Raw genomic sequence first — 22,186 nt, 5'->3', positions numbered from 1 at the left:
AGATAGAGATTTTACTATTCAGAAATAGCTTAAAACCATTAGAATAGCCAAAACAAGATGATCTTAAGAAAACTTTAAGTTTACACTAAGCAAGGTAAAAGCATAACTTCATGCAGAACTCATCTATCGCAATTAATTTTGTAAAAAAATTATTCCAATGAATTTTTACAAGAAGCTTTCTCCATTTTATAATCTCACTGTATTTTATTGTATTATTAGCTTTTTACTCCGAATTGTTTTAATACTTCACCCGATTACACAAAGTTCTTTTAGTATTACTGAGTATCTGAAAATCTTTGCTTTAGGACTTATTTCAGATGTATTTACTTTTATAGTGGCAAGCGTTTTCTTATGGCTTTATCTTATTTTTATTTCAAACTCTAAATACAACAAACCTTCAGGTTATATCATTTTGAGTGCTTTTGCAGCTTTGTTTCTTTACGTAGCTTCAGGAAAAAGTATTTTTGATGAATACGGCGGTGCTTTACCCAGAATTATTTTGATCTTTATTGGAATTAAAACAGCATTTTTTGCTCTTTTGCTTTTTCTACCAAAACTAAGAGACAAACTCAGATACTGGCTATTTGCTTTTGTCATTTTTCTATATGTTTTGCTCATTCTTCAAAACGGAATAAGTGAGTATTTTTTCTGGAATGAATTTGGTGTGAAATACAATTTTATTGCTGTAAATTATTTAATTTATACGAATGAAGTGATTGGGAATATCATGCAATCATATCCTGTAGTTCCTATATTTTCTGTATTGTTTCTGGTAACGGCAATTTTTACTTATTTCATTGTAAAAAGATCACGAAATTATATCGATGCTATTCCGTCTGTACTAGAGAAAATAAAAATTACAGGAATCTATCTTGTATTATTTATCCTCTCTTTGATAGCAATACCTACATTAGCAAAAACTGAAAACTCTAAAAATGTTTTTACTAATGAACTACAAGCTAATGGTTTGTATAAATTTTATCTTGCTTTTGAGAACAATAAACTAGATTATTTTAAATTTTATAAAACACTTCCGGCTAAAAAAGCATTTCAGCTTTTAAAACAACAACTACCTGTTATTTCCGGAGACAACACAACACGAACAATTACGAGTGATTCGCTTGAAGATCACAAAAATGTAGTATTGATTACAATAGAAAGTTTAAGTGCAGACTACATGAAAATGTACGGAAATAAAGAACACATTACTCCTTTTTTAGACAGTCTTGCTCAAAAAAGTTTGGTATTTACTAATCTTTATGCGGCAGGAAACAGAACGGTTCGCGGACTGGAAGCGGTTACTTTATGCTTGCCGCCAACTGCAGGTGAAAGTGTTTTGAAAAGAGAAGACAATAAAAATAAATTTTCGACCGGAGCTATTTTTAAACAAAGGGGATACAGCGTAAAATTCATGTATGGCGGCGATGCTTTTTTTGATAATATGCAGGATTTCTATTCCGGAAACGGTTATGATATTGTAGACAAATCCAGTTTTTCTCCTGAAGAAGTCACTTTTGAGAATGTTTGGGGAGTTTGTGATGAAGATATGTACAACAAAGCAATAAAAGTAATGAATGCCGAAGCGAAGGAAAATAAGCCTTTCTTTAATCATATCATGACAGTAAGCAATCACAGGCCATTTACATACCCTAATGATAAAATTGATATTCCGGGTGATATTAAGTCGCGTAATGGCGGCGTAAAATATACTGATTATTCGTTGCGAAAATTCTTTGCGATGGCAAGTAAACAGCCTTGGTTTAAGAATACTGTTTTTGTAATTGTTGCAGATCATTGTGCATCGAGTGCAGGAAAAACGCAACTTCCGTTGGACAAATACAGAATTCCTGCTTTTATTTATGAGCCAGCAGGCCAACCTGAAAAATGCAACAAACTGATGTCGCAAATTGATCTTATGCCAACGCTTTTTGGATTATTGCATTTTAGTTATGAAAGTAAGTTTTTTGGTCAGGATGCGCTGAAACCGGATTACAAACCACGTGCTTTTATTGCAACTTATCAGGATCTGGGATTGATAAAAGATAATGTACTGACAATTTTATCGCCCAAACAACAGGTGAAACAGTTTAGGTTGAAACCAGAACCAAAAGACGGTATTGCACCTGAATATCAAATTGATTATAGCGAAAAATACATGAAAAAGGAAAGAACTGATTTGGTAAATGAAACCATCTCCTTTTACCAAACAGCTTCGGATATGTTGAAGAGAAAGAAATATCAGAAGTAGATTGAAGTTGAAAATCCAAAATTTAAATTCCAAATTCCAAAAACTTTGGGCAGAATGGCATGCGGATTATTACTGATTTACGCAGGTTTTATTCTGATAATGTAATTGTTATGTCTTTATTTTTAGATTAATATCTTTTGAAAACGAATGCCATAGCCCTGATAGAAGCGGTATCCTTTTATTTTTTTTCTTTAAAAAAATAAAAGATACAAGTGAATAGCAGGAAATAGCTCCTAATTAAAATAAAAAGCCTCAAATTCAAATGAATCTGAGGCTTCTTTATATCTGTAACAGAAACTGCGACTGAAAAATTTTCTTAGTCGTTTTGATTTTTCATTCCGAATAAGTTTCCTTGTTGGAACATTTTTAAATCGTCTCTTAAAGATTGGTAGTTTCTTTGTGTAACTGATGGCGCATCTAAATCGCTCAAATCTGGTTTTCCGGCATTTACCCATGCAGTATACCAAAAACTTGCAGTTGCTGTAATGGCTTTTTTCATTTGGCTTTCGACCATTCCGTTCAACTGTTCGTGCAGTTTCTTAGCATATTCATCAGAGAAAACAGCTGTGTTGTATTTACTTTTCAATACTTTTCCGTCAGCATCCATTTTAAAAACCTGACCTTCCGGAGTTGAAGTTCTTAGTTTTTTGTCGATGTCTAATAGCGGCTGAGCTAAACTATGAGTATCATTGATCATATCCCAGGTTGCTTTATGAACATCTTGGTAATATTGCGCCTGCGGAACGTTTAACTTATAATTTTTAGCGAATAACTCAGGTAATCTGCTTTCCCAAAGAGAGTGAATTCCTTTTTGGTCGCTTAATTGACCGTCATGATTGGCAGAAGTGTGCAATGGCATGTGTGCATCGCCAATATAATGTCCTAAATCAGCAGCCAAAAACAAAATTTCGGCTCTGTTTTTATCTTTAAAAGCTTTGGTTAATTTTACCATCATATCTTCGATATACCAAGGTAAAATACCATTATCGTTCAGAAATTTAGCATCGTATTTTTTCTTTGCTGCTTCTAAAGTCTGCGGAATACTGTCTACAGATCCAAAATTTTCCATGTCGAAATAATGCCTTGGATTTTCGTCTTTGTAATTTAAAGCATACTTTCGGATATCCGGTACAGAAGCTTCCTGTGTAATAAAATCGATGTGATTGTAAAAAAACACCTGTAGTGATTGAGGCAAAGCCATAACGGCAGCTTTATTAATACGTTCGTGGCCAACAATTCCCCAGGATAATGTCAAAAAACCAATTGCTGATGCGAATATTGCGATTAGCAATGGTTTCATTTTAAAGTTTTTCATTTGTAATTTTTGTTTGCTGCAAATTTATCTCATTTATAGATAATTTAAAACAATAGTGGTAATTATTGTGATAATTTAATTCCTTTTAATTTTTAAACCCTTTTAATGATATAAGTTCAAATTAAAACTTTCTTTGTAAATTCGTTTAACTTTTACACAAATTTATAATCTTAGCATATGTGCCTGATTCGTTTTAGTATTTTTTTCTTGTTATTTTCTTCTATTTGTACTGCTCAGGATCAAGACATTGTACAGCTAAAAAATGTTAACGATACGATCTTAAGTACTAAAAGAACACTGCAGGTAACAGATCCTTTTGATGGGGTAAAAACCTTGCAAAGGCTGTTTCCTGGAAAGTTATATAAACTTTCTGACAACAATACTTTTTTGAGCTGGAAGTGTAAAAACTGCAAACCGAGTGCTTATACGGATGTAAATGGTCTCGAAGGAGATCAAATGTTTCCTTATGAAAGTGGTGTTGCGACCAGAATCCTTGATAACATAACTTATAAGGATTCTAAGGGAAACGAATTCAGATTGCTATTTTTTAATCATTCCTATTATGATGAAGACGGCCTGCAAACCGGAAGATTTTCAGGTGGTCTTGTAGGCGTAGCTAAATTTGCAAAAAATGGTAGCGCTTGGCAAATGAGATCTTTTCAGCCTGGAATTGCTGCCTTTGGTTCTTTTGCGCAGGCTCCAAAACCAAAACTAATAGAAATTGGAGAAGACCAATATGCTTTTACTTTAATGCATATTAATGGTGGCGCTGGTGGTCCTTTTGAAGGAATTCTTTATCTTATTGCCGGACTTGATGGTAAATATCAGCCCATTATGGAAGTCAATGATTATAAACTAACAAATGTGGCTAGTTTAGAATGGTCAAGCTCGTATAAAGTGGTAAATGATAATGGTAAAAAACATTTTAGGGATATTATTATAAAAACAAATGGCTCTTTTAACAAGGCAGGAAAAGATAATGACGAATTCGAATTAAATCCGCCAAAAGAAATAGCTGCAATGGCAAAATCAAAAAACCAATTTAATTTTGAGATTGAAAGACGTTTTTCGTTTAAAGGAAAGTTTTACAAAATGATCGACAAACCAACTGTGAGGTTTTCGAATGTAAAATAGTTTCTTATTTCATATCTTTTTGAAGACCTGTACTGTAACATAAAAAGATCTTAAAAAGCAATAAAAAATACTGCTTATTTATACATAAACTATTTGCGTTTACTTTTTAGCAGATCGAAAAATTTTATTAATACATAGAAATATTCTTTTTTTATCTACAAAAGAATATTTCTATGTGTTTAATTTGAGCGTATTTATTTTAAGAAAATAAATCAGTGACCACGAAGAATTAACAATGGTATATGCAAACCGGTTGCCATAATTCTGGTTTTACTTACATGAACAAGAGAATCCCAAAAGCCGTATTTTTGTGGTACCATAACCAAAATATCGGCATTGTAATTTTTGGCTTCTTTTTTTATTTCATTAATGACACTGTTTGATTGGATGCTTTTGTATAGAAACTTAACATGCTCTAGTGCTTCGGTTTCCTCTACACCCAATTGACTTTGTTGTTCTATCAAATCTTCTACTTTTTTACCAACACTAAAAAACTCGACTTCGGACTGTATTTTTTTTGCTATTTCCAGAAATCTGCTAAATCTTTTTACAGAGAATAATCTTAAGCTGTCAATAGCAAATAGTATTTTTTTTGACTGGGAAAAACGAACGTTTTTAGGCACTGCTAATACTGAAATATTTAAATTTTTTATAACTGATGTAGTTGAGTTTCCTAATAGATCTTGCTCAAAGGAACGTTCTGCCATTCCCATTACAACAAGTTCTGCATTAATATTTGTAATCAAAGTAGAGATCTGATCTTCTAAAAACGTGTAACTGCAAAAATAATCGACTTCAATATCAAATAATTCAGAGAGATTTTTCGCCAAAACTTCAAGTCTTGCTGTAGCCATGTTGAGTTCGTTTTGCATACCCTGGGCAGAAATTCTCGAATTTGCACTGTGTATAGATAAGGAAAATGCATTAAAAAGAGTAAGCTTTGCTCCGGTCGCTTTTGCAAATCCTGCTGCATAAGTAACGGCATTATTTGCTATTTCAGAAAAATTTGTCGCCGCTATTATTGAAAATGGTAAAGTCATAACTGTATATAATAAATTAATAAATTTGATTGTCTGTATAGCAATACCTATATCATGTTTGAAGTTACATGTCTGTCAGTTTATTTAAATAATTTTCTTCTAGACTTGTTTACCAACCGAATCGGGTATTATATTCTGGCTGTTTTTGAATCTTTTTATTAATAAAACCTTTTGATAGTGGCGATCAAAAAATGGTTTTTACTTATCATGTACAGCAATTAACACTCCGTTTAATGAAGTCAATTTGCAATGATTTTCTGTAGTTCATTATGTATCAAAAATAATCAATTTTATCGCATCATTGATAATTGGAGGTAATCAATTTAAATCTTTAACTATTAAATCTTTATAAACAATTATAAAATAGCTTTAGTTTAAATATAAAATCGAAGCCAAACCTAAACCGGCAATAAATATCCAAAGAAAAACGCCCTGAAGCAAAGGCTTCACTCCTACTGCTTTTAAAGTATTTATATTTAATGTTGCTCCTATTAAAAACAAAGTAATTGTTAGACCAATCTTGGCGATATTAACAATATTTGGTGAAACAATAGCAGTTTGCGGCACATAAGAATTAAAAAGCATAGCCAGAATAAACAAACCAATAAAGTACGGTATTTTAATTTTTTGAGATTTGTTTTTAAAAATTACGGCTGTTAAAAGTGAAATTGGGATAATCCACAATGCTCTGGCCAGTTTTACTGTTGTGGCGATTTGCAAGGCTTCAGCTCCATATTTATTGGCCGCACCTACAACTGAACTGGTGTCATGAATGGCAATAGCGCACCATAAACCAAATTCTTTTTGCGACAAATCAAGCTGATGCCCAATAATTGGAAAAACAAATAGCGCAATAGAATTAAGAATAAAAATAACACCTAAAGCTATTGAGGTCTGATTTTCGTTTGATTTGATTACGGGAGAAATCGCTGCAATGGCACTTCCGCCACAAATCGCGGTTCCACACGAGATTAAGTGCGATGTTTTTTTATCGGTTTTGAGCCATTTTCCTAAAAATGCTCCTAGTATTAAAGTACTAAAGATAGAGAAAATCGTGAGTATAAAACCTTCTTTTCCGGCTGAAATTGCGGCTGTGACATTCATCCCAAAACCTAAACCAATAACAGAGAATTGTAATAAATAAGTAATTGCAATATGGTTGAAAGTTACAAATGGATTCCCAAAAATATTTACCATAACTACTCCTAGCAATAAGGCAATTGGTGGAGAAATTATCGAAAACAAACACAACACAATGATCAAAGCAAAAATGGCTTGTTGCAGGTAAAGATTAACTTCTATTAAATGTGATGCGGTATGTTGTTTCGTTTTCAAAATAAGGAATTTGATATTTCCTTACAAAGGTCTGTTCTTTATACGATAATTACCAATCGTAAATTGCAATCGACTATAACCCTAAGTTATAATAAGTAGCAATATTTTGAATAAATAGCTCTGATAAAGAATCTGATTTACCTAATAAAGTAATGATATAAAAGTATCTTTCTATTGATAAATTCTCTACATCCAAAACAATCAATTCATTATTTTTAAGCTCTTTATCTACCGCGTGTATTGACATTAAAGCAAAACAATCTGAGTTTAGTAAATACGATTTTATACTTTCTGTAGATCCTAATTGCATTTCGATTTGCAAATCGGTTATTTTAAAATCAATTTGTTTTAAAGCATATTCTATAACTTCAAGTGTTCCTGAACCACGTTCACGTGTTATAAATTTCATTGCTTTTAAATCTTCAAGCGAGATTTCGTTTTGCTTCACCAAAGGATTTTTGGTACTGCAAACCAAAACCAATTCGTCTTTTAAGAACGGAATATACTTAATAGACTGATTTTTAGATTGTCCTTCGACAATTCCGATTTCGATTTCTTTATTGATTAAGGCATTTTCGATCTGTTCTGTATTTCCGTTCAGCAAATTGACTTTGATGTCCTGCTGTTTTTGATGAAAGCGTGCTAAAATAGGCGAAATAATATATTGCGAAATAGTTGTACTTGCTCCTAATCTTAATAATCCCTGGCGTTCGTTGATAAAGGAACTCATATCAAAGTCGATTTCGCGATAGATTTCGAAGATGTTTTTGGTATGTTTTAGCAGAATTTCTCCGGCTGGAGTTAAGGCGATTTTAGAACCATTGCGTTCAAAAAGTTTGGTTTTATAGGTTTCTTCGAGTTCCTGGATATGCTTAGAAACCGCAGGCTGCGAGATGTATAATTCTGTTGCCGCTTTAGTAAAATTTAAGCGGAGCGCAACGGTATAGAAAACTTTTAGCCTGAAATCCATTGTTTATTTTATTGAAAGTGAAACACGAATTTCACTAATTTTCACGAACTAATACTTTGTTTGTTATTCCGAATAGATTCACAGTGGTTTCACAAAGTTACACTAAGTTTAATTTTAAGAACTCAGAATTTACATTTAACTGAACCCTATGTTATTTTATTTCAAGTTTAGTGTTTCAAAAATTGAGAAAACTTTACCCTTTGTCACTTTGAACCTTTGCAACTTTTTTAAAGCAACCCATTATATTTCCTAACAAACCACTCAGTCGTCAATAAAACAGCAATCAAAATCAATAACCAAACCCAATCAATTAATGGTGTTTTGGTTGAAACATTCTTTTCGATCGATTTGTATTCTTTATTTTCTAAAAGTTGTTCAATCAAATCATCGGCTTGGTCTTCGAAGAAAGCTTTTCCGTTGGTTTGCAATGCTAATTGTTTTAGTTTTAGCACATCAGGATTTACAAATTGTTTTTCGATATCAAAATCTAAAATTTCAAAATGACTTGAATATATTGTGTTTGAATTTAACTCTTTTACTGTGAAATTATATTTTCCAGCAGCTAAACCGTCAAGATTTGCTGAGAAAGAATTGTTTCCTTTTAGCAAGTCGTAGTTTTTTGCTTGCTTCGTTTCAGCATTTGTAACTGTAATTGTAAGTCTGGCTTTTTCGTCGAACTCATAATTTTTATTGAAGTATTGCGCATTGATTACAATTGCTTCTCCTGAATTATAAAAGCTTTCATGGGTTACTACAAGTGATTTTCTTGAGGTTGTCGAAGCCAGATATTGAATGATCTTATCTATAAAAACATCATATTTCTCAAACGACTGGTTATCGATATGACTTTGCAAACGCCATTTCCAGCTGTTTTCTCCTAAAAGAAATGCAGTTCGCTTGCCTTGATTTTCGGCGAAAGCCAACAAAGGTGCATTTGTAGCAACGTTTCTAATTTTTGACGAAAGTAAAACTGATACATTTCCGTTTGTGGTAATGGTTCCAAATAAATTCTGAAGCGGCGGAAAATTTTCAAAACCAATATTTTCTATCGCAAACAAATTAAACTGCGATTGAAACTCTGATAAATAATCTTCTCTTTGTCCGCTCATTTTAAACACCAGACTATTTTGTTGCTGGTTCAGAAAATTAAAATCGGTGTTGTTTCCGGTAATGATAAAAGTATTTGTTCCGGCTAGTTTGTTATTATCAAAAATAGCTTTAAAAGCCGATGTTGGCTGATACAAGACTAAAACCGAAACTTCCTGTAACTGATTAAGATCATTTGGCTTAACCAATATTACTTTACGTTGTGCATTAACTTCTATGGCTCTTTTTAATGCTGCAATATCAGGATGATTTATAGCCGAAACTATGGCAATAGTCGATTTTTGATCGATTACTTCAACAGCAAAATTCTTAGTATTATTATAGCTGTTTTTTTCTTTAGAACCGGACGAAATACTTGCTTTAAAAATTTGCAATCCAACTTTATCAGCAGGTAAAAGCAAATTTAAAGTTGCTGTTTTTTTTGATGCCGAAAATGAAACTTTCTCTTTGGCAACAACTGTATTTCCTTGTGTAATGGTAAAATCAGTATTTGCATTTTTATCTCCTGAATATTGAAGAAAAACTTCTACCGGAAATTTATTTTTATGAAACGCGTACTTGTTTACGTTAAGCTGATTGATTTTAAGATCAAGAAATGTAGTTGTATCTCCTACAACCAAAGGATAAACTTTATTGACAGGATCAAAACGATATACATAATCGTTTCCTGTAGTTTGATTTCCGTCGGTAATAATAACTGTTGGGAAAATCAGGTTTTTATTGATGCTTTTGAGATTCTTGGCAACTTCGTCAAGATTGGTTTGTTTTCCTTTAAAATCAAATTTGTCCGAAGGCTTGAAATCAGCATCAAACTGATACGAATGAATTTCGAATTTTTCTTTAAGAGCGGGATTCGAAATTAATTTCTGATATAATTCTTCCGCTTTTTTATCTGATTTTAAAACCGCAATAGAACTCGAATTATCTACTGCAATTGCCAACGGAGTTTTGGTAATTTCCAGTGAATTCTTTGTCATTATAGGATTTATCAACAAAACTAATAATCCAAAAATGGCTAAAAAACGTAAAAAAGCCAAAAACAAAACCACACCGGATTTATTTTTGGCTTTAAAATAATATTGAAAATACGATAAACCACTCGCTATTACTAAAGAAAGCAATAATAATAGAATCGTGTTTGTAGTCATATTTTTAATTTAATGATTTGGAAGATTTAGTAATTCAAAGAACCTAAAAAATCTTAGAATCTTAGCAACTTAGAACCTTAGTATCTTATGTTAACATTCCTCCACAAACATTAAGTACTTGTCCTGTAATATACGAACTCATGTCTGAAGCTAAGAAAAGACAAGCATTTGCTACATCTTCTGCGCTTCCTCCACGTTTTAACGGGATTCCTTCTCTCCATCCTTTTACTACGTCTTCGCTTAATTTTGCCGTCATTTCGGTTTCAATAAATCCCGGAGCAATTGCATTGCAACGAATATTACGAGAACCTAACTCTAATGCTACAGATTTTGTAAAACCAATTGCGCCCGCTTTAGAAGCTGCATAATTCGTTTGTCCCGCATTTCCGGAAACTCCTACAACAGAGCTAATATTAATGATAGAACCAGAACGCTGCTTCAGGAAAGTTTTCTGAATTGCCTTTGTCATATTAAATACTGACTTCAGGTTTACATCTATAACCTGATCAAAATCAGCCTCAGACATACGCATCAATAAGTTATCTTTTGTAATTCCGGCGTTGTTAATTAAAATATCAACTGTTCCAAAATCAGCTAAAACAGCATCCACAAAAGTTTGGGCTTCATTAAAATCGGCCGCATTCGATTGGTATCCTTTTGCTTTAATTCCTAAACCATTAAGTTCAGCTTCTAAAGCCTCTGCAGATGCTACAGATGAGCTATATGTAAAAGCGACATTTGCACCATGTTTAGCAAAAACTTCAGCAATTCCTTTTCCAATTCCACGACTAGCGCCGGTGATAATGGCAACTTTTCCTTCTAGTAATTTCATATTCAAAATTAATTTTAATATTTATTTGTAGCCAATCCTGCTCCCGAAGCCTCGGGACATTTCAATCTTTGTTTTTTAGAGAAAAAAACAAAAGGATTTCCATTTCTATCAGGGTTATGAACGACTTGTCAAATATATGATAATTCCCTTTTTAAAAAAATAACAATAGTATATTTTATGAATATGGATCTTACTTTAAAAAATTAAAGAAATAAAAAAAACCGTTTCAGGAATTATGAAACGGTTTTAAAAGAAATAATTTTATTACAAGCACTCTATGCCATCAATCGTTGCTTTACATATTGGCTCGACTGGTTTTATTTGTGGCTCCATAATACATGGCCCATAATAAGGAAGTGGTGTCCATGGTATCATACATATAACCGTACCAGCGCCGCCCATTACATTTTTTTGTTCATTAATACTAAGTACTTCAACTCCTTTAAAATTTAAAATTGTCTTTAACATAATAATTAGGTTGTTTAATATTTATATCTTTAATTGTTTTTATCTGGAAATAGAATAAAAAAGCTTTCTTTAACCGCAAATTACACTGCCGTCAATTGTTATCCTGCAATCTGGTTGTGGATCAGCGCATGGGTAATTAGGATAATCAATAGGATTTGAGCCCGGTGGGGCATAACGATCACATCTGGGAACTTGATAAGAATCTCCTTTTCCTATAATATTTATTTGTTCCTCTTTACTTAACATTTTAACTCCGGAAAAATTTAAAATTGTTTTTAACATAGTGTTTAAATTGTTTGATGTTTTTGTATACTCAATCCGTTTTTGCCTGTTGAGTTTCAGACAAAAAACCAAATATAACTATTTGATTTTCAATATAAATATACGAAAAAACAATCGAAAAATCATTGTTTTTATAAGATTTTATTACTATTTTTTATAAAAAAAAAGCAACTCAAAAAATGAGCTGCTTCTTTCAAAAATAAAAATTAAAACTAAAATTATTAAATATGATTTTGTTTCGTTATAAAAAAGAAAACACAAAGAATAACAAACATAAATAACATTCTGTAAATTGAAAATTTAAAGTTTTCTGTGTAATTAACTCTGTCCTCTTTTCTCATTTTTATCAACTTCGAAAATAAGCATTGGAATAATTACTATAATAAGGAGGTATAAAAAATTATGTAATGTACTGGTATCCAAGCCCGAAACGGCTATCAATACTAATCCCCAAAAGAAAGAAACAATATTTTATTGGAGCAAAAACTTTCTTTATCATATTAATTAACAATTAACTCTCTTGTATGTTTTAGCTTAAAAAAGGCAGTTCAATTGAACTGCCTTCTATCAAAAAAATAAATTAATTAAGTTGCCAAGTGGTCATTCTAAATGAACTTGAAGCACTGGTAAAGGTGTAAACAGTATTTGTATAACCTAATTTAAAGCTTTCTTTTTTCACATAAACACCATTATTATTTACCAAGTGTTTGTCAAAATTTGCTAAAAATGCAGGAGCTGCCGCTGTTGGGTTTCCGTTCCATGACTTATGCTTTAAAATAATCTTTTTGCCTGTTGCATCCTCTTCAACATTTATATAATGAAAAATCGCTGGGCCACCTGCAAATGTGTAGTAAATAAAATTTCCAAGTGAATGATTTAAATAAACCTGAATAGATGTTAACTCAACACCTTCTGGCAAAGCGGCATTAATAGCTGTCAATTCATTTACAAAAAGTTGTGAGTTTGTTGGTGCATCTTCTACATAATCCCCAACATAATAACCAAATCTAGCGTATATTTTACCTGGCAATAATATTTTATAATCGTCACTTAACGTAGGTGGCACATTTGTATATTTAATAGTAGCACTTACTCCCCCGGTCCCTGTCGCTATAAATTTATCACTAACACTATCATAAACAAAATTAGATAATTTTTGCCCTTTTACGACCAGAGCAGGTTTTGCAATGGCCCCTGTTGGCGTAAACGAAAGAGCAAGATTATAAATCTGATTTGATGCTGGATCTAAAGATGTCGCAGTACCAAAACGTGCGTTTGCATTGAAATCAAAATCATAAAGATGCAATGCACTGCCATCATTAATTTCTAGCAATCTAAACAATGGACTTGTAGGTCCTCCTGTAATTCCTTCGATTATTGGAGTATTTTTAGGCAAATCTGTCCAGTCTTGCGCTTTAGCTTTTACAAATCGCAACTCCTGAACATTTCTGTTTGTTTTAAAAATAATATCTCCATTCTCCTGTCCGTAATAAAAAAACTGAAAATCTCCCAAATAGCCCTTTCCTCTAAGGGCTGCAGTAGGATAATTATCTGACTGAGACAAAAGGTGTATCCTGTTAGCTGTCGTAAAAACCACACCTACTGAGCTTCCTAATTGAATATCATATTGACTTCTGTAGGTAGATGTGTCTCCATCAAAATCTGATGCCATGTCAACTTTACCGTCAGGAAGAAATTTAAAAAGATGTGTCCAACCTCCTAATTGTGTACTATCTGTATAATAAACTACTTTCCATCCTTCTGGTGATGAAAGTAATAAATCATTTAATTCTTTTTCTTTGATATTTAATCGCTCGATAGGAGTCTGATCAAATTTTGAATCTGCTTCTGTACTTGTACATGCACATTGCAGCACTGCCACAAAAGCAACTATCAAGTACTTATATATATATTTTAATTTCATAATATTGATTTTTATATTAATTACTACTCATTATTATTAATATGTTTAGTTTCCAAGAACAGCGTCTGTGTTTTTTTGTGCCTCATCTCTTAAAGCATAAAAATCAATATCAAAAGCATCTTTATAATATTGTACAACAATGGCTTCTTTCTTTTGAATGTTGGCTCTGGCCTCAGGATCTGTAATACTTGCTAAAATTGCATCATACTCTGCTTCAGAACTTGTTAAAATTGTAGAAGCTGTTTCGGCAAAATCTTCATAAATATTTAATCTTGCATAACTGGTAATAAAACCTAACTCTCGTGAGTCTTCAATTTCCTCAACATACCAGCTGGTAGTATATCCCGAAGGAGTTAATTTAGACCACGCTTGCTCATCAAAAGGCTTAGTTTGATTTAAAATATGTACATATTCATGTTGAATAGTATGAATAAATTCTGTAACGTCCGGTCTGCTATTCTTATTTAAATAATCTATCTGAAAAAGCGAAACTCTTTGACCTCCTTCTGCCAGTCCTAATGTTCTCGTACCTGTTGTATTCAGATTCATCCCTCCTACTAAAACAAATTCTCTTGGTGCAATTTTCTTTACAAAATTCTCTCCTCCTATAGTTGTGTAACTATCAATCCAGATTTTTTTAACAATCTCAAGAGCTGGTTTCACTTTCTCGACTGTTGGCGGGAATAGATAACGGGTATTATCTACTAAATTTTGATTCCATTCATAATATACTTTTATATTATAAGGATCTAAGAAACTAGTATCTATCCATTTATCTAACTCTGTTTTATTAGGTTGCGAAAAATCTAACTGACTTTCTGTAGGCTGGTCCTCATGAGCACAAGCAACAAATAACATTGCTCCTGTAATTATTGCAATCGCTTTATATCTTTTTAATATTTTCATAATAATTAAATTAAATTTTTATCTAGGATTTAGTTCGATTCCATTATCAGATGCTCTAACTGGTATTTGCAATGCTCTACGTTTGTCATCTTTTGCTAAAACATTATGTCTTGATACTTTTCCAAACTCATAAGTATCGTGTTCTACAACAAGATTAAAACGTTTAATATCAAACCACCTAACACCTTCATGTAAAAAATCTCTTCTTCTTGCTTCTGCAATAGCTTTTATGTATGATGCCTGTACTGAAGTTAAAGTATAAAACGGTGTAAACTCATTTGCTATTACAGGAAATTTTGCTACAACTTTCTCTTCTGTCAACTGATCTGTCGCCGGATTATATCCTGAAGTTCTTGTTGCTAAAAAGTATTCCAATTCTGAATTAGCTTCTGTAATTTGATTTTTCATTACATGAGCTTCAATTCTGTTTAGGAAAAATTCATCATTACTAAAAAGAACTGTACTAGTGTAAGGCTCACCAACACCAGATGTTAGATTTGTATATTTAAAATATTCATAAAGTTTAGGTACTAAAACTGTTTGACCTCCTTTGTATTGACCTGCAGCACGTATTAACCATGCTTTATCAAAAAGACTCGTTTCTTTTCCTAAAATTAGATCTACTTTGTTTCCTGACAGCGTAAATCTATTTGTATAGCTTCTGCTCCAAATTGATCCCGGATAAGCTACCAATAAATTAGTTGCCTGCTCTGCTTTAGAATATTCAATAGGCATTTGAGCAAAAGCAACCGCGTTAAAAGCCGAATAATCTCTAAGTGTAGTAGGTTTTGAGCCTAATCCTTTAGAAAACTCAAGCACTTTGTCCCAATCTCCTTTTATTAAATAAAAACGACTGGCAAAAGCTTTTGTGGCCTCTACATTAAAATGATATTTTGGTTCTTTATAGTTATTGGTCACGTATTTCAACCCTTCAGTAAGGTCTTGCTCGATAAAATCAAATACTTCCTTAACAGTGTTTCTTTTATATTTTACCAATAAAGCCCCTTCTGGCTTTGTTATATATGGAACTCCTAAATCTGTAGCAGCAGTTGCAGGATTGTATCTGTTTGCCCATAATTGAACCAACATAAAATGAGAATAAGCTCTAGCTATTAATGCCTCTCCTTTTTGAGGATTTAAACTAGTAGGATTACCAAGCTCATCGATAGCTACTAAAGCCTGATTTGCAGCTGCTATCGCCTGATATGACGAATTCCAGAATCCTGCTTCGGTATCTTCGTCAAATTGAGTCTGCATTTCCCAGTTGTAACTTTGTGTATTATTAAGGTCTGAACCAGGTAATGCGCTATCAAATACGTTATCAGACATCGTTTCTGCAATCGCCATATAGGTTCTGTCAGGGTAAGCCGTTACTAATAATTCTGAAATCTTTTCTGGTGTATTTATTTGTGTTCTGTTATCTGGTACTTCTGAAAGAAATTCATCGCAGCTACTAATACTAACCAGTAATACTAATGAAAGTGCTATTTTTATATTTTTCATAATTAATTGTATTAGAATGAAACATTTAAAGTAAATGTATATTGAGAAGTAATTGGGAAAGCTACCCCTCCTGTATTACGAAACTCTGGATCCTGACCGTGTAATCTTTTATCTGAATAAATCAGCCAAGGATTTACTGCAGATCCTTTTAAGGTAAATGCAGTAACACCTAATTTTCTCTTAAAATCTTTAGGAAATTCCCAACTAAGTGAAACATTTTTTAATCGTACAAAATCACCATCAGCAACTCTTACATCAGAATAATTATAAGTATTGTAAGCTATTTCCAAATCACTATCTCCATAATTTCTATTTAATAAACGGTCAGCAATAACAGGAACGTTTGTAACATTTTCATCCCCTGGATTTATCCATCTGTTTTTAAATTCTTTTGTAAAAACCGTCAAATCGTTATATTCATTACTGTAAACTGGATTTAAGCGAACTTTATTTCCTCCTGATCCTACAATAAATACATACAATGACCAGTTTTTATAAGTAAATGTATTGGCTAAACCAACTGATTTATTAGGTTCAATAGATCCTTCATACTTTAAATAATTTGTAACATCTTTAGTATCCTGAAAATTCGCTTTTGTAATATTATTCTCTGCACCATCTTGCAAGAGAAAAGTAGGTAGTCCCTGATTATTTAATCCGGTAAACTGGTAAGAGTAAATTGAATTTCTAGGGTGTCCTACTGTATTACCTCCATTAGCATCAACTAAATCATATACCGAAGGTTTGTTTGCTAATTTTGTGATATTTTGATCATAAACTGAAAAGTTTAATGTTGTAGACCACTTAAAATTATTAGTTACCACATTTTGAGTAGTAAAACCCAGCTCAATACCTTTAGTTTCCATATTGGCATTATTTCCTTGTTTAACAGATTGTCCGCCAACACCAGAAGTAATTACATAGTCAATTAAGTCGAATGCTTTACGTCTGTAAACATCTGTAGTTAATTGTACCCTGTTATTAAACATACCTATGTCTACACCAATATTAGTTTCATATTGTTTTTCCCAAGTCAAATCCTTGTTCTGCAAATCTTCAATTCTTATTGCATTTTCTCTGTCTGAAAGATTAAAACGGTCTGTAATGAAACTTTTATAAATAGCTAACGAATTTGTTGCAGGACCAGCTGTAGCAGTAAGTCCGTAAGAAGCTCTCAAGGCCAAAGTATTGATTGATTCAACATTTTTCATAAATTTTTCTTCAGCAACATTCCATTTTCCACTTACAGTATAAGTAGGCAACCATCTTGATGATCCTGTATCTCCTTGTCTATTCGAACCATCATAACGACCAGTTACAGAAGCTGTATAACGACGATCATAAGTATATCCAACTTTTCCAAAGAAACCTACAGTTCTTTCTCTATCAGCGCCAAATTCATAATACGAATCACCTCCGTTTACTATTTTTTCGATCATTTTAGGATCAATAAAAGAAGTAAGACCTTTATCATATTGAATTCCTACAGCTGTAAAATTATCATTATTTCTATCTACTGATCTTAGCTCAGTACCAAAGAAACCTTCTACTTCATGTTTTTCTTTAAAAATATTTCTATAAGTTATACTATTTCTAACATTGTACGAAGTCATATCATTGGTATACTTTCTTAAAAATCCACCACTTGGCAGTACAGATACTTTTGGTATAGTTAAATCAGTTGGATCCTGATACAAGAATACGTTATCTTTTTGTATTTGTGCATTTACATTATCTCCAACACCTGCATTATATGCCGCTACCACGTTTGAATTTTCAAGGATCTTGTGTTCTCTTGAAGTATTTGCGTAACGTGCAGAACCAGTAAGATTGTAAGTTAAGTGCTTAGTAATTTTATAATCTAAATCAACCTGAAAACGAATATCATTTACTTTAATCCCTAAAGTATTGTTTTCCAGCTCATTTAAAATATTCATTGGTGCCCAGTTATTTTGATAATATTCTAAATTACCATTATCATCATAAGGTCTTAATGTTCTACTAGTGCTTAAAACGTAATTGAAAGGATTGATGTCAAAATCTCTACTTGTTTTTCCAAAAACAACATCTTTTTTACTATCATAAGCTCCTGGTGCTTCCTGGTCACGAATAGATCCCATTGTAGATAAGGTAATATTTAATCTGTCATTTATAAAAAAGGTACCTTTTATATTTGAGGTTAATTGCTTTACATTATCAGCAATCGTCCATCCAGGATCTGTGTAATATCCTAAAGAGGCATAAAAAGTATTGTTTTTTCCACCACCAGAAAAACTCAAAGAGTGATTTTGAGTAATTGAAGGTCTAAATAAGACATTAAACCAATCTGTATTAGCCAATTCATATTTTTTCAGAAATTGATTAATATAAGGTTGTTCGTTTTTAACCCCATATTGACCATTTGTTTCATCATAACGGTTAATTTCTTTTGCAAGAATATTGTATGCTCCTCCAAATCTACCTGTATAAGACGAACTTAAATCAAGATATCCTTTTTGTTTCATTTCCTGAAAAACACTCATAGATTCCTGAGAATTCAAGATATCATATTGTGTATAGCTCGGCACCGTTCTAACTGTATTCTCAACAGAATAACTTACTTTTAGAGGAGAATCTCTACGACCTTGTTTAGTTGTAACAACCACAACACCATTTAACGATCTAGAACCATAAATAGAAGTTGCAGATGCATCTTTTAGGATTTCTATACTTTGAATATCATTAGCGTTTAAACCTGCTACAGAAGAACTTAACAATGTTGATGAATTTCCTGAAGCTAAATCAGCAAATGAAACATTGATAATATCCTCCTGAACTACTCCATCAATAACCCATAAAGGTTTTGTATCTCCAAAAATAGAAGAAGATCCACGTACAGTGATTTTAGGAGCTGTACCAAAAGTACCTGTTACATTCTGAACCGTAACACCGGCGGCTTTACCTTCAATCATTCTACTAACATCTACTACACCATCAACTTTTAGTTCAGCGCCTGAAATTTTACTGATAGCACCCGTAAATGTCCTTTTAGATGTTTTTTCGTAACCTGTTGTAACTACTACTTCTTTTAAATTTTGCCCTTCTTCGCTTAAAACAATTGTTGGATTAGTGTTTCCTAAACCAATTTCTTTGGACTCCATACCAACATAAGAAATTACAAGTTTATCACTATTTGATGGTACTTCGATACTAAACCTACCATCAAAATCAGTAAGGACCGCAATTTTTGTTCCTTTTACCAACACAGTAGCACCTGGAAGTGGACTACCAGTTGCATCGGTAACTACACCTTTGATAATTGGACCTGCAGCTAATATTTCAAATAAAGAATTACCTGCATCTAAATCTGCAAAAGAATCTGTTGCAGCATTTTTTTGCAAAACAATTTGATTACTTACTTCTGTATAAGTTATATTAAATGGTATCAAAATACGGTTTAGAATACTTGAAAGAGTTTCCTGATTGGCATCTATACTTACCTTTTGGGTAAGTTGAGGCAATCTTGAGTTATAAGAAAATTTTACGTTAGCAGACTTTTCTAGTTTAGTCAAGGCATTATCTAATGTTAAATTAGCAACATTGATGGTAACCTTGGTATCTAGTTTTTTTTGCCCATTTACATTATTTGCCATGGCAACACTTGAAAATACAAGCGCCAAGACAAACTGAAATAGTGTTATTTTCATGATTCGATGGAGTAATCGTTGTTTAACAACTGGTTTTTTCATAATTTTGGATTGTTTTGATTAATACTTATTCGAGTGTATTTTGAAACGTAATGAATAACTCTTTACAGAGAGAAATTCAACTAATTGAAGTGTCGATAATGTTACAGCATTTCGGCACTTTTTTTCTGCATTATCATCTTTTACATAGGCATTTATTATTATTGGTTTTAGTTTGGTTTAGTTTTATTTTTGAATTTATTAAAATTTAAATCAACTCGTAATTACAGTTACAGAGCGAATTAATTACATCCTTGAGATGTTATAATGATTTGATTACCATTCATTTGAAAACTAGTATTATTACCTATGCTATTACAGACAATTTTTAGTTTTTCTGTTAAAGGCTGATCACTAAGTGAAGTGGTCAAATGGCAATCTTTCAATTTATCTTTGGGATAATCTATATCTACCAGATAGGCCTGCTCTATAGTTTCAAAAATCTGCGCTACCGGAATATCTGTAAACTCAAAGCTCAATTGCTCGATATTACCAACATTGCGGGTCAACGTTTCGTCCTCGGTAATGTTTGTGATTTTATTAAAACTTAAATCACTGCGTAAAAAACGCAAAGCCTGATTAGGAAGCAAGATCACTTCTTCCTGATTTGAACTCGAAACTAACTCGTTCGATTTTACCCTAACTTTACCGGTGCGCACAAGAACTTCTACATCAGGCTGATCAGAATAAGCTTTTACTCTAAAACTCGTTCCAACTACCTTTGTAACAATTTCGTTTGCGTAAACAAAAAAAGGCTTTTTAGGATTTTTACTAATTTCAAAGAAACCTTCGCCAGATAAATACACCTTTCTTTCGTTCCCGGTAAAGATTTTAGGATAACTTAATTTACTATTGGGTTGTAATAAAACCGAACTACCATCAGATAATGTGATGATTTGTGGTTTGTTAGAATTATTGGTTTGTTCTACCAATCCTTCGTTATTTTCGTCGATAAGTTCTTTATAGGTAACAACTTTACTTTCAGGCCCTACTTGATTTTGGTAAAACCAAATCGATATCAAACCAATCACTATAGCAGCTGCGACTGAGCTAAAGATCTTTTTTCTTAGAAATTTTACTTTTGAATCTTGAATTAAATTGTTTTGATTTTCCTTTTCTTCAATTTTAATCCATGTAGTTTGTAAAGCATTATGAAGATCAGAAGATGATAAATTAGTTTCCGGCGCTTTCATGGCCAATAATAACAATCTTGCATCTTCTACCAACTTAGCACGTTGGCGGCTTTCTAAAGTCCATTCTTCCCAACCATCTTCGTCAATTTTAAATAAAATCCATGACTGGAATGATTCGTCAGATAAAAAATCTTCAATTTCGGTATATTTATTACGTTTTTGCATCTAAAAATGAGGTTACAAAAACATAGAGGACAGTTCTTTTATTATATACTCACCAAATTGTGATTTTTTTTACATTTTTTTAAAACAAATTTAACACACTATTGAAGATAGTACAACAATTAATGAAATACTACCCTTCCATTCTTTACGCAGCGTAAGTAAACCGCGATGTAACAAGTTACTTGCCGACTGATAATTAACATCCAGCATATCTGCAATTTGCTCTACTGTTAAGCCTTGGTGATAACGTAAATACAATGCTTCTTTTTGACGTGGTGGTAAGTCATTTAATAATTTATTTAAATGAACAACTTTTTCCCTCGTTGCGTAATCATCATCGATAAGGTCATGTTCTACTGAAAATTCTAATAAAAAAGCAATAGCATCGGTGCTGGTAGATTTACGAAAAATATGATCACGTTCGTACAAACGCGCAATTCTCTTACGTACGCTTGACAATAAATAAGCTTTTACCACAACTGAACTTTGAAGTCCGTTGCGATATACCCAAATATCAGTAAAAACGTCCTGAACACAGTCCTGTACTTTTTCGGCATAAGGAGAAAGCGAATTGCCGTAATTTACCAGATCTGCGTAGTATTTTTCAAATAGGATTGAAAATGATTTTTCATCTCCATCTTTCAAGTTATTCCAAAGCGTGATGTCGTCAAAAGTTTTGAATTGTAAAGTTTTGGTCTTCATATTAATTTGGATAGAATTCTTGAAAATAAGCACTTAGTTTTAACATAAAGAATACGGTTTTTTAACATTATCCTTTAGTTCTGTGCGATAAATATATAAAAGCTAAAATACAAAACCAATTTTTTTACATACAATAAACCGATTCGTAACATAGGAAAAAGCCCATATCTATTGATTTAATGAGGAATT

16 protein-coding genes are annotated in these 22,186 nt (G+C 32.4%); 2 read left to right on the top strand and 14 right to left on the bottom strand.

What is annotated here, in order from left to right; all coding sequences use genetic code 11:
* The first annotated feature begins 157 nt into the window (after nt 1-157).
* Nucleotides 158-2,248: an LTA synthase family protein gene (locus B0M43_RS17270; protein ID WP_078007135.1), complete on the top strand. Its 2,091-nt coding sequence runs from the start codon at nt 158-160 to the stop codon at nt 2,246-2,248.
* A 316-nt stretch (nt 2,249-2,564) separates the two neighbouring features.
* Here B0M43_RS17270 and B0M43_RS17265 read toward each other — a convergent pair whose 3' ends face one another.
* Nucleotides 2,565-3,563, bottom strand: coding sequence for a zinc dependent phospholipase C family protein (locus tag B0M43_RS17265; protein WP_078007136.1), 999 nt, complete (start codon nt 3,561-3,563; stop codon nt 2,565-2,567).
* 207 nt (nt 3,564-3,770) lie between these two features.
* On the opposite strand from B0M43_RS17265, the gene B0M43_RS17260 reads away from it, so the two are divergent.
* Entirely contained in the window at nt 3,771-4,697 is a 927-nt protein-coding gene (locus B0M43_RS17260) for a hypothetical protein (protein WP_246860145.1), read from the top strand.
* Between the two features lie 212 nt (nt 4,698-4,909).
* Here the strand turns inward: B0M43_RS17260 and B0M43_RS17255 are convergent, their stop codons facing one another.
* The 13 genes from B0M43_RS17255 to B0M43_RS17195 form a co-directional block, all read right to left on the bottom strand.
* Nucleotides 4,910-5,737 carry a universal stress protein gene (locus B0M43_RS17255; RefSeq protein ID WP_078007138.1) on the bottom strand — a complete coding sequence of 276 codons (828 nt, stop codon included), beginning with the start codon at nt 5,735-5,737 and terminating at the stop codon, nt 4,910-4,912.
* 369 nt (nt 5,738-6,106) lie between these two features.
* A complete protein-coding gene (locus B0M43_RS17250; protein ID WP_078007139.1) occupies nt 6,107-7,072 on the bottom strand; it encodes a YeiH family protein in 966 nt (321 codons plus the stop codon).
* 73 nt (nt 7,073-7,145) lie between these two features.
* Nucleotides 7,146-8,042, bottom strand: a complete 897-nt coding sequence (locus tag B0M43_RS17245) for a LysR family transcriptional regulator (RefSeq protein WP_078007140.1) — start codon at nt 8,040-8,042, stop codon at nt 7,146-7,148.
* Nucleotides 8,043-8,269: 227 nt separating this feature from the next.
* Nucleotides 8,270-10,297: a hypothetical protein gene (locus tag B0M43_RS17240; protein ID WP_078007141.1), complete on the bottom strand. Its 2,028-nt coding sequence runs from the start codon at nt 10,295-10,297 to the stop codon at nt 8,270-8,272.
* Nucleotides 10,298-10,382: 85 nt separating this feature from the next.
* A complete protein-coding gene (gene fabG, locus B0M43_RS17235; protein ID WP_078007142.1) occupies nt 10,383-11,129 on the bottom strand; it encodes a 3-oxoacyl-[acyl-carrier-protein] reductase in 747 nt (248 codons plus the stop codon).
* Between the two features lie 264 nt (nt 11,130-11,393).
* Nucleotides 11,394-11,597 (bottom strand): hypothetical protein, encoded by a 204-nt coding sequence (locus B0M43_RS24670; protein ID WP_078007143.1) that lies wholly within the window; start codon nt 11,595-11,597, stop codon nt 11,394-11,396.
* Nucleotides 11,598-11,666: 69 nt separating this feature from the next.
* Nucleotides 11,667-11,879: a hypothetical protein gene (locus tag B0M43_RS17225; protein ID WP_078007144.1), complete on the bottom strand. Its 213-nt coding sequence runs from the start codon at nt 11,877-11,879 to the stop codon at nt 11,667-11,669.
* Between the two features lie 580 nt (nt 11,880-12,459).
* Nucleotides 12,460-13,803 (bottom strand): DUF4302 domain-containing protein, encoded by a 1,344-nt coding sequence (locus B0M43_RS17220; protein ID WP_078007145.1) that lies wholly within the window; start codon nt 13,801-13,803, stop codon nt 12,460-12,462.
* Nucleotides 13,804-13,848: 45 nt separating this feature from the next.
* Entirely contained in the window at nt 13,849-14,709 is an 861-nt protein-coding gene (locus B0M43_RS17215) for a putative zinc-binding metallopeptidase (protein WP_078007146.1), read from the bottom strand.
* Nucleotides 14,710-14,727: 18 nt separating this feature from the next.
* On the bottom strand, nt 14,728-16,212 hold the full coding sequence (locus tag B0M43_RS17210) for a RagB/SusD family nutrient uptake outer membrane protein (RefSeq protein ID WP_078007147.1): 1,485 nt from the start codon (nt 16,210-16,212) through the stop codon (nt 14,728-14,730).
* A gap of 11 nt (nt 16,213-16,223) precedes the next feature.
* Nucleotides 16,224-19,940 carry a SusC/RagA family TonB-linked outer membrane protein gene (locus B0M43_RS17205; RefSeq protein ID WP_078007148.1) on the bottom strand — a complete coding sequence of 1,239 codons (3,717 nt, stop codon included), beginning with the start codon at nt 19,938-19,940 and terminating at the stop codon, nt 16,224-16,226.
* 239 nt (nt 19,941-20,179) lie between these two features.
* Nucleotides 20,180-21,295: a FecR family protein gene (locus B0M43_RS17200; RefSeq protein WP_078007149.1), complete on the bottom strand. Its 1,116-nt coding sequence runs from the start codon at nt 21,293-21,295 to the stop codon at nt 20,180-20,182.
* Between the two features lie 90 nt (nt 21,296-21,385).
* Complete coding sequence (locus tag B0M43_RS17195; protein ID WP_078007150.1) at nt 21,386-21,997, bottom strand: RNA polymerase sigma factor; 612 nt, start codon at nt 21,995-21,997, stop codon at nt 21,386-21,388.
* Nucleotides 21,998-22,186: the final 189 nt, after the last annotated feature.

The organism is Flavobacterium sp. KBS0721, from assembly GCF_002007065.3.
GTDB classification, from domain to species: Bacteria; Bacteroidota; Bacteroidia; order Flavobacteriales; family Flavobacteriaceae; genus Flavobacterium; species Flavobacterium piscis.
This window is presented reverse-complemented; position numbering and strand designations above follow the sequence as displayed.

What these genes read in the sequence shown, in the direction of transcription:
- B0M43_RS17270 (WP_078007135.1), top strand. Translation starts at nt 158, where the DNA reads ATGAATTTTTACAAGAAGCTTTCTCCATTTTATAATCTCACTGTATTT.
- B0M43_RS17265 (WP_078007136.1), bottom strand. Translation starts at nt 3,563, where the DNA reads ATGAAAAACTTTAAAATGAAACCATTGCTAATCGCAATATTCGCATCA.
- B0M43_RS17255 (WP_078007138.1), bottom strand. Translation starts at nt 5,737, where the DNA reads ATGACTTTACCATTTTCAATAATAGCGGCGACAAATTTTTCTGAAATA.
- B0M43_RS17245 (WP_078007140.1), bottom strand. Translation starts at nt 8,042, where the DNA reads ATGGATTTCAGGCTAAAAGTTTTCTATACCGTTGCGCTCCGCTTAAAT.
- B0M43_RS17240 (WP_078007141.1), bottom strand. Translation starts at nt 10,297, where the DNA reads ATGACTACAAACACGATTCTATTATTATTGCTTTCTTTAGTAATAGCG.
- fabG (WP_078007142.1), bottom strand. Translation starts at nt 11,129, where the DNA reads ATGAAATTACTAGAAGGAAAAGTTGCCATTATCACCGGCGCTAGTCGT.
- B0M43_RS24670 (WP_078007143.1), bottom strand. Translation starts at nt 11,597, where the DNA reads ATGTTAAAGACAATTTTAAATTTTAAAGGAGTTGAAGTACTTAGTATT.
- B0M43_RS17225 (WP_078007144.1), bottom strand. Translation starts at nt 11,879, where the DNA reads ATGTTAAAAACAATTTTAAATTTTTCCGGAGTTAAAATGTTAAGTAAA.
- B0M43_RS17220 (WP_078007145.1), bottom strand. Translation starts at nt 13,803, where the DNA reads ATGAAATTAAAATATATATATAAGTACTTGATAGTTGCTTTTGTGGCA.
- B0M43_RS17215 (WP_078007146.1), bottom strand. Translation starts at nt 14,709, where the DNA reads ATGAAAATATTAAAAAGATATAAAGCGATTGCAATAATTACAGGAGCA.
- B0M43_RS17210 (WP_078007147.1), bottom strand. Translation starts at nt 16,212, where the DNA reads ATGAAAAATATAAAAATAGCACTTTCATTAGTATTACTGGTTAGTATT.
- B0M43_RS17205 (WP_078007148.1), bottom strand. Translation starts at nt 19,940, where the DNA reads ATGAAAAAACCAGTTGTTAAACAACGATTACTCCATCGAATCATGAAA.
- B0M43_RS17200 (WP_078007149.1), bottom strand. Translation starts at nt 21,295, where the DNA reads ATGCAAAAACGTAATAAATATACCGAAATTGAAGATTTTTTATCTGAC.
- B0M43_RS17195 (WP_078007150.1), bottom strand. Translation starts at nt 21,997, where the DNA reads ATGAAGACCAAAACTTTACAATTCAAAACTTTTGACGACATCACGCTT.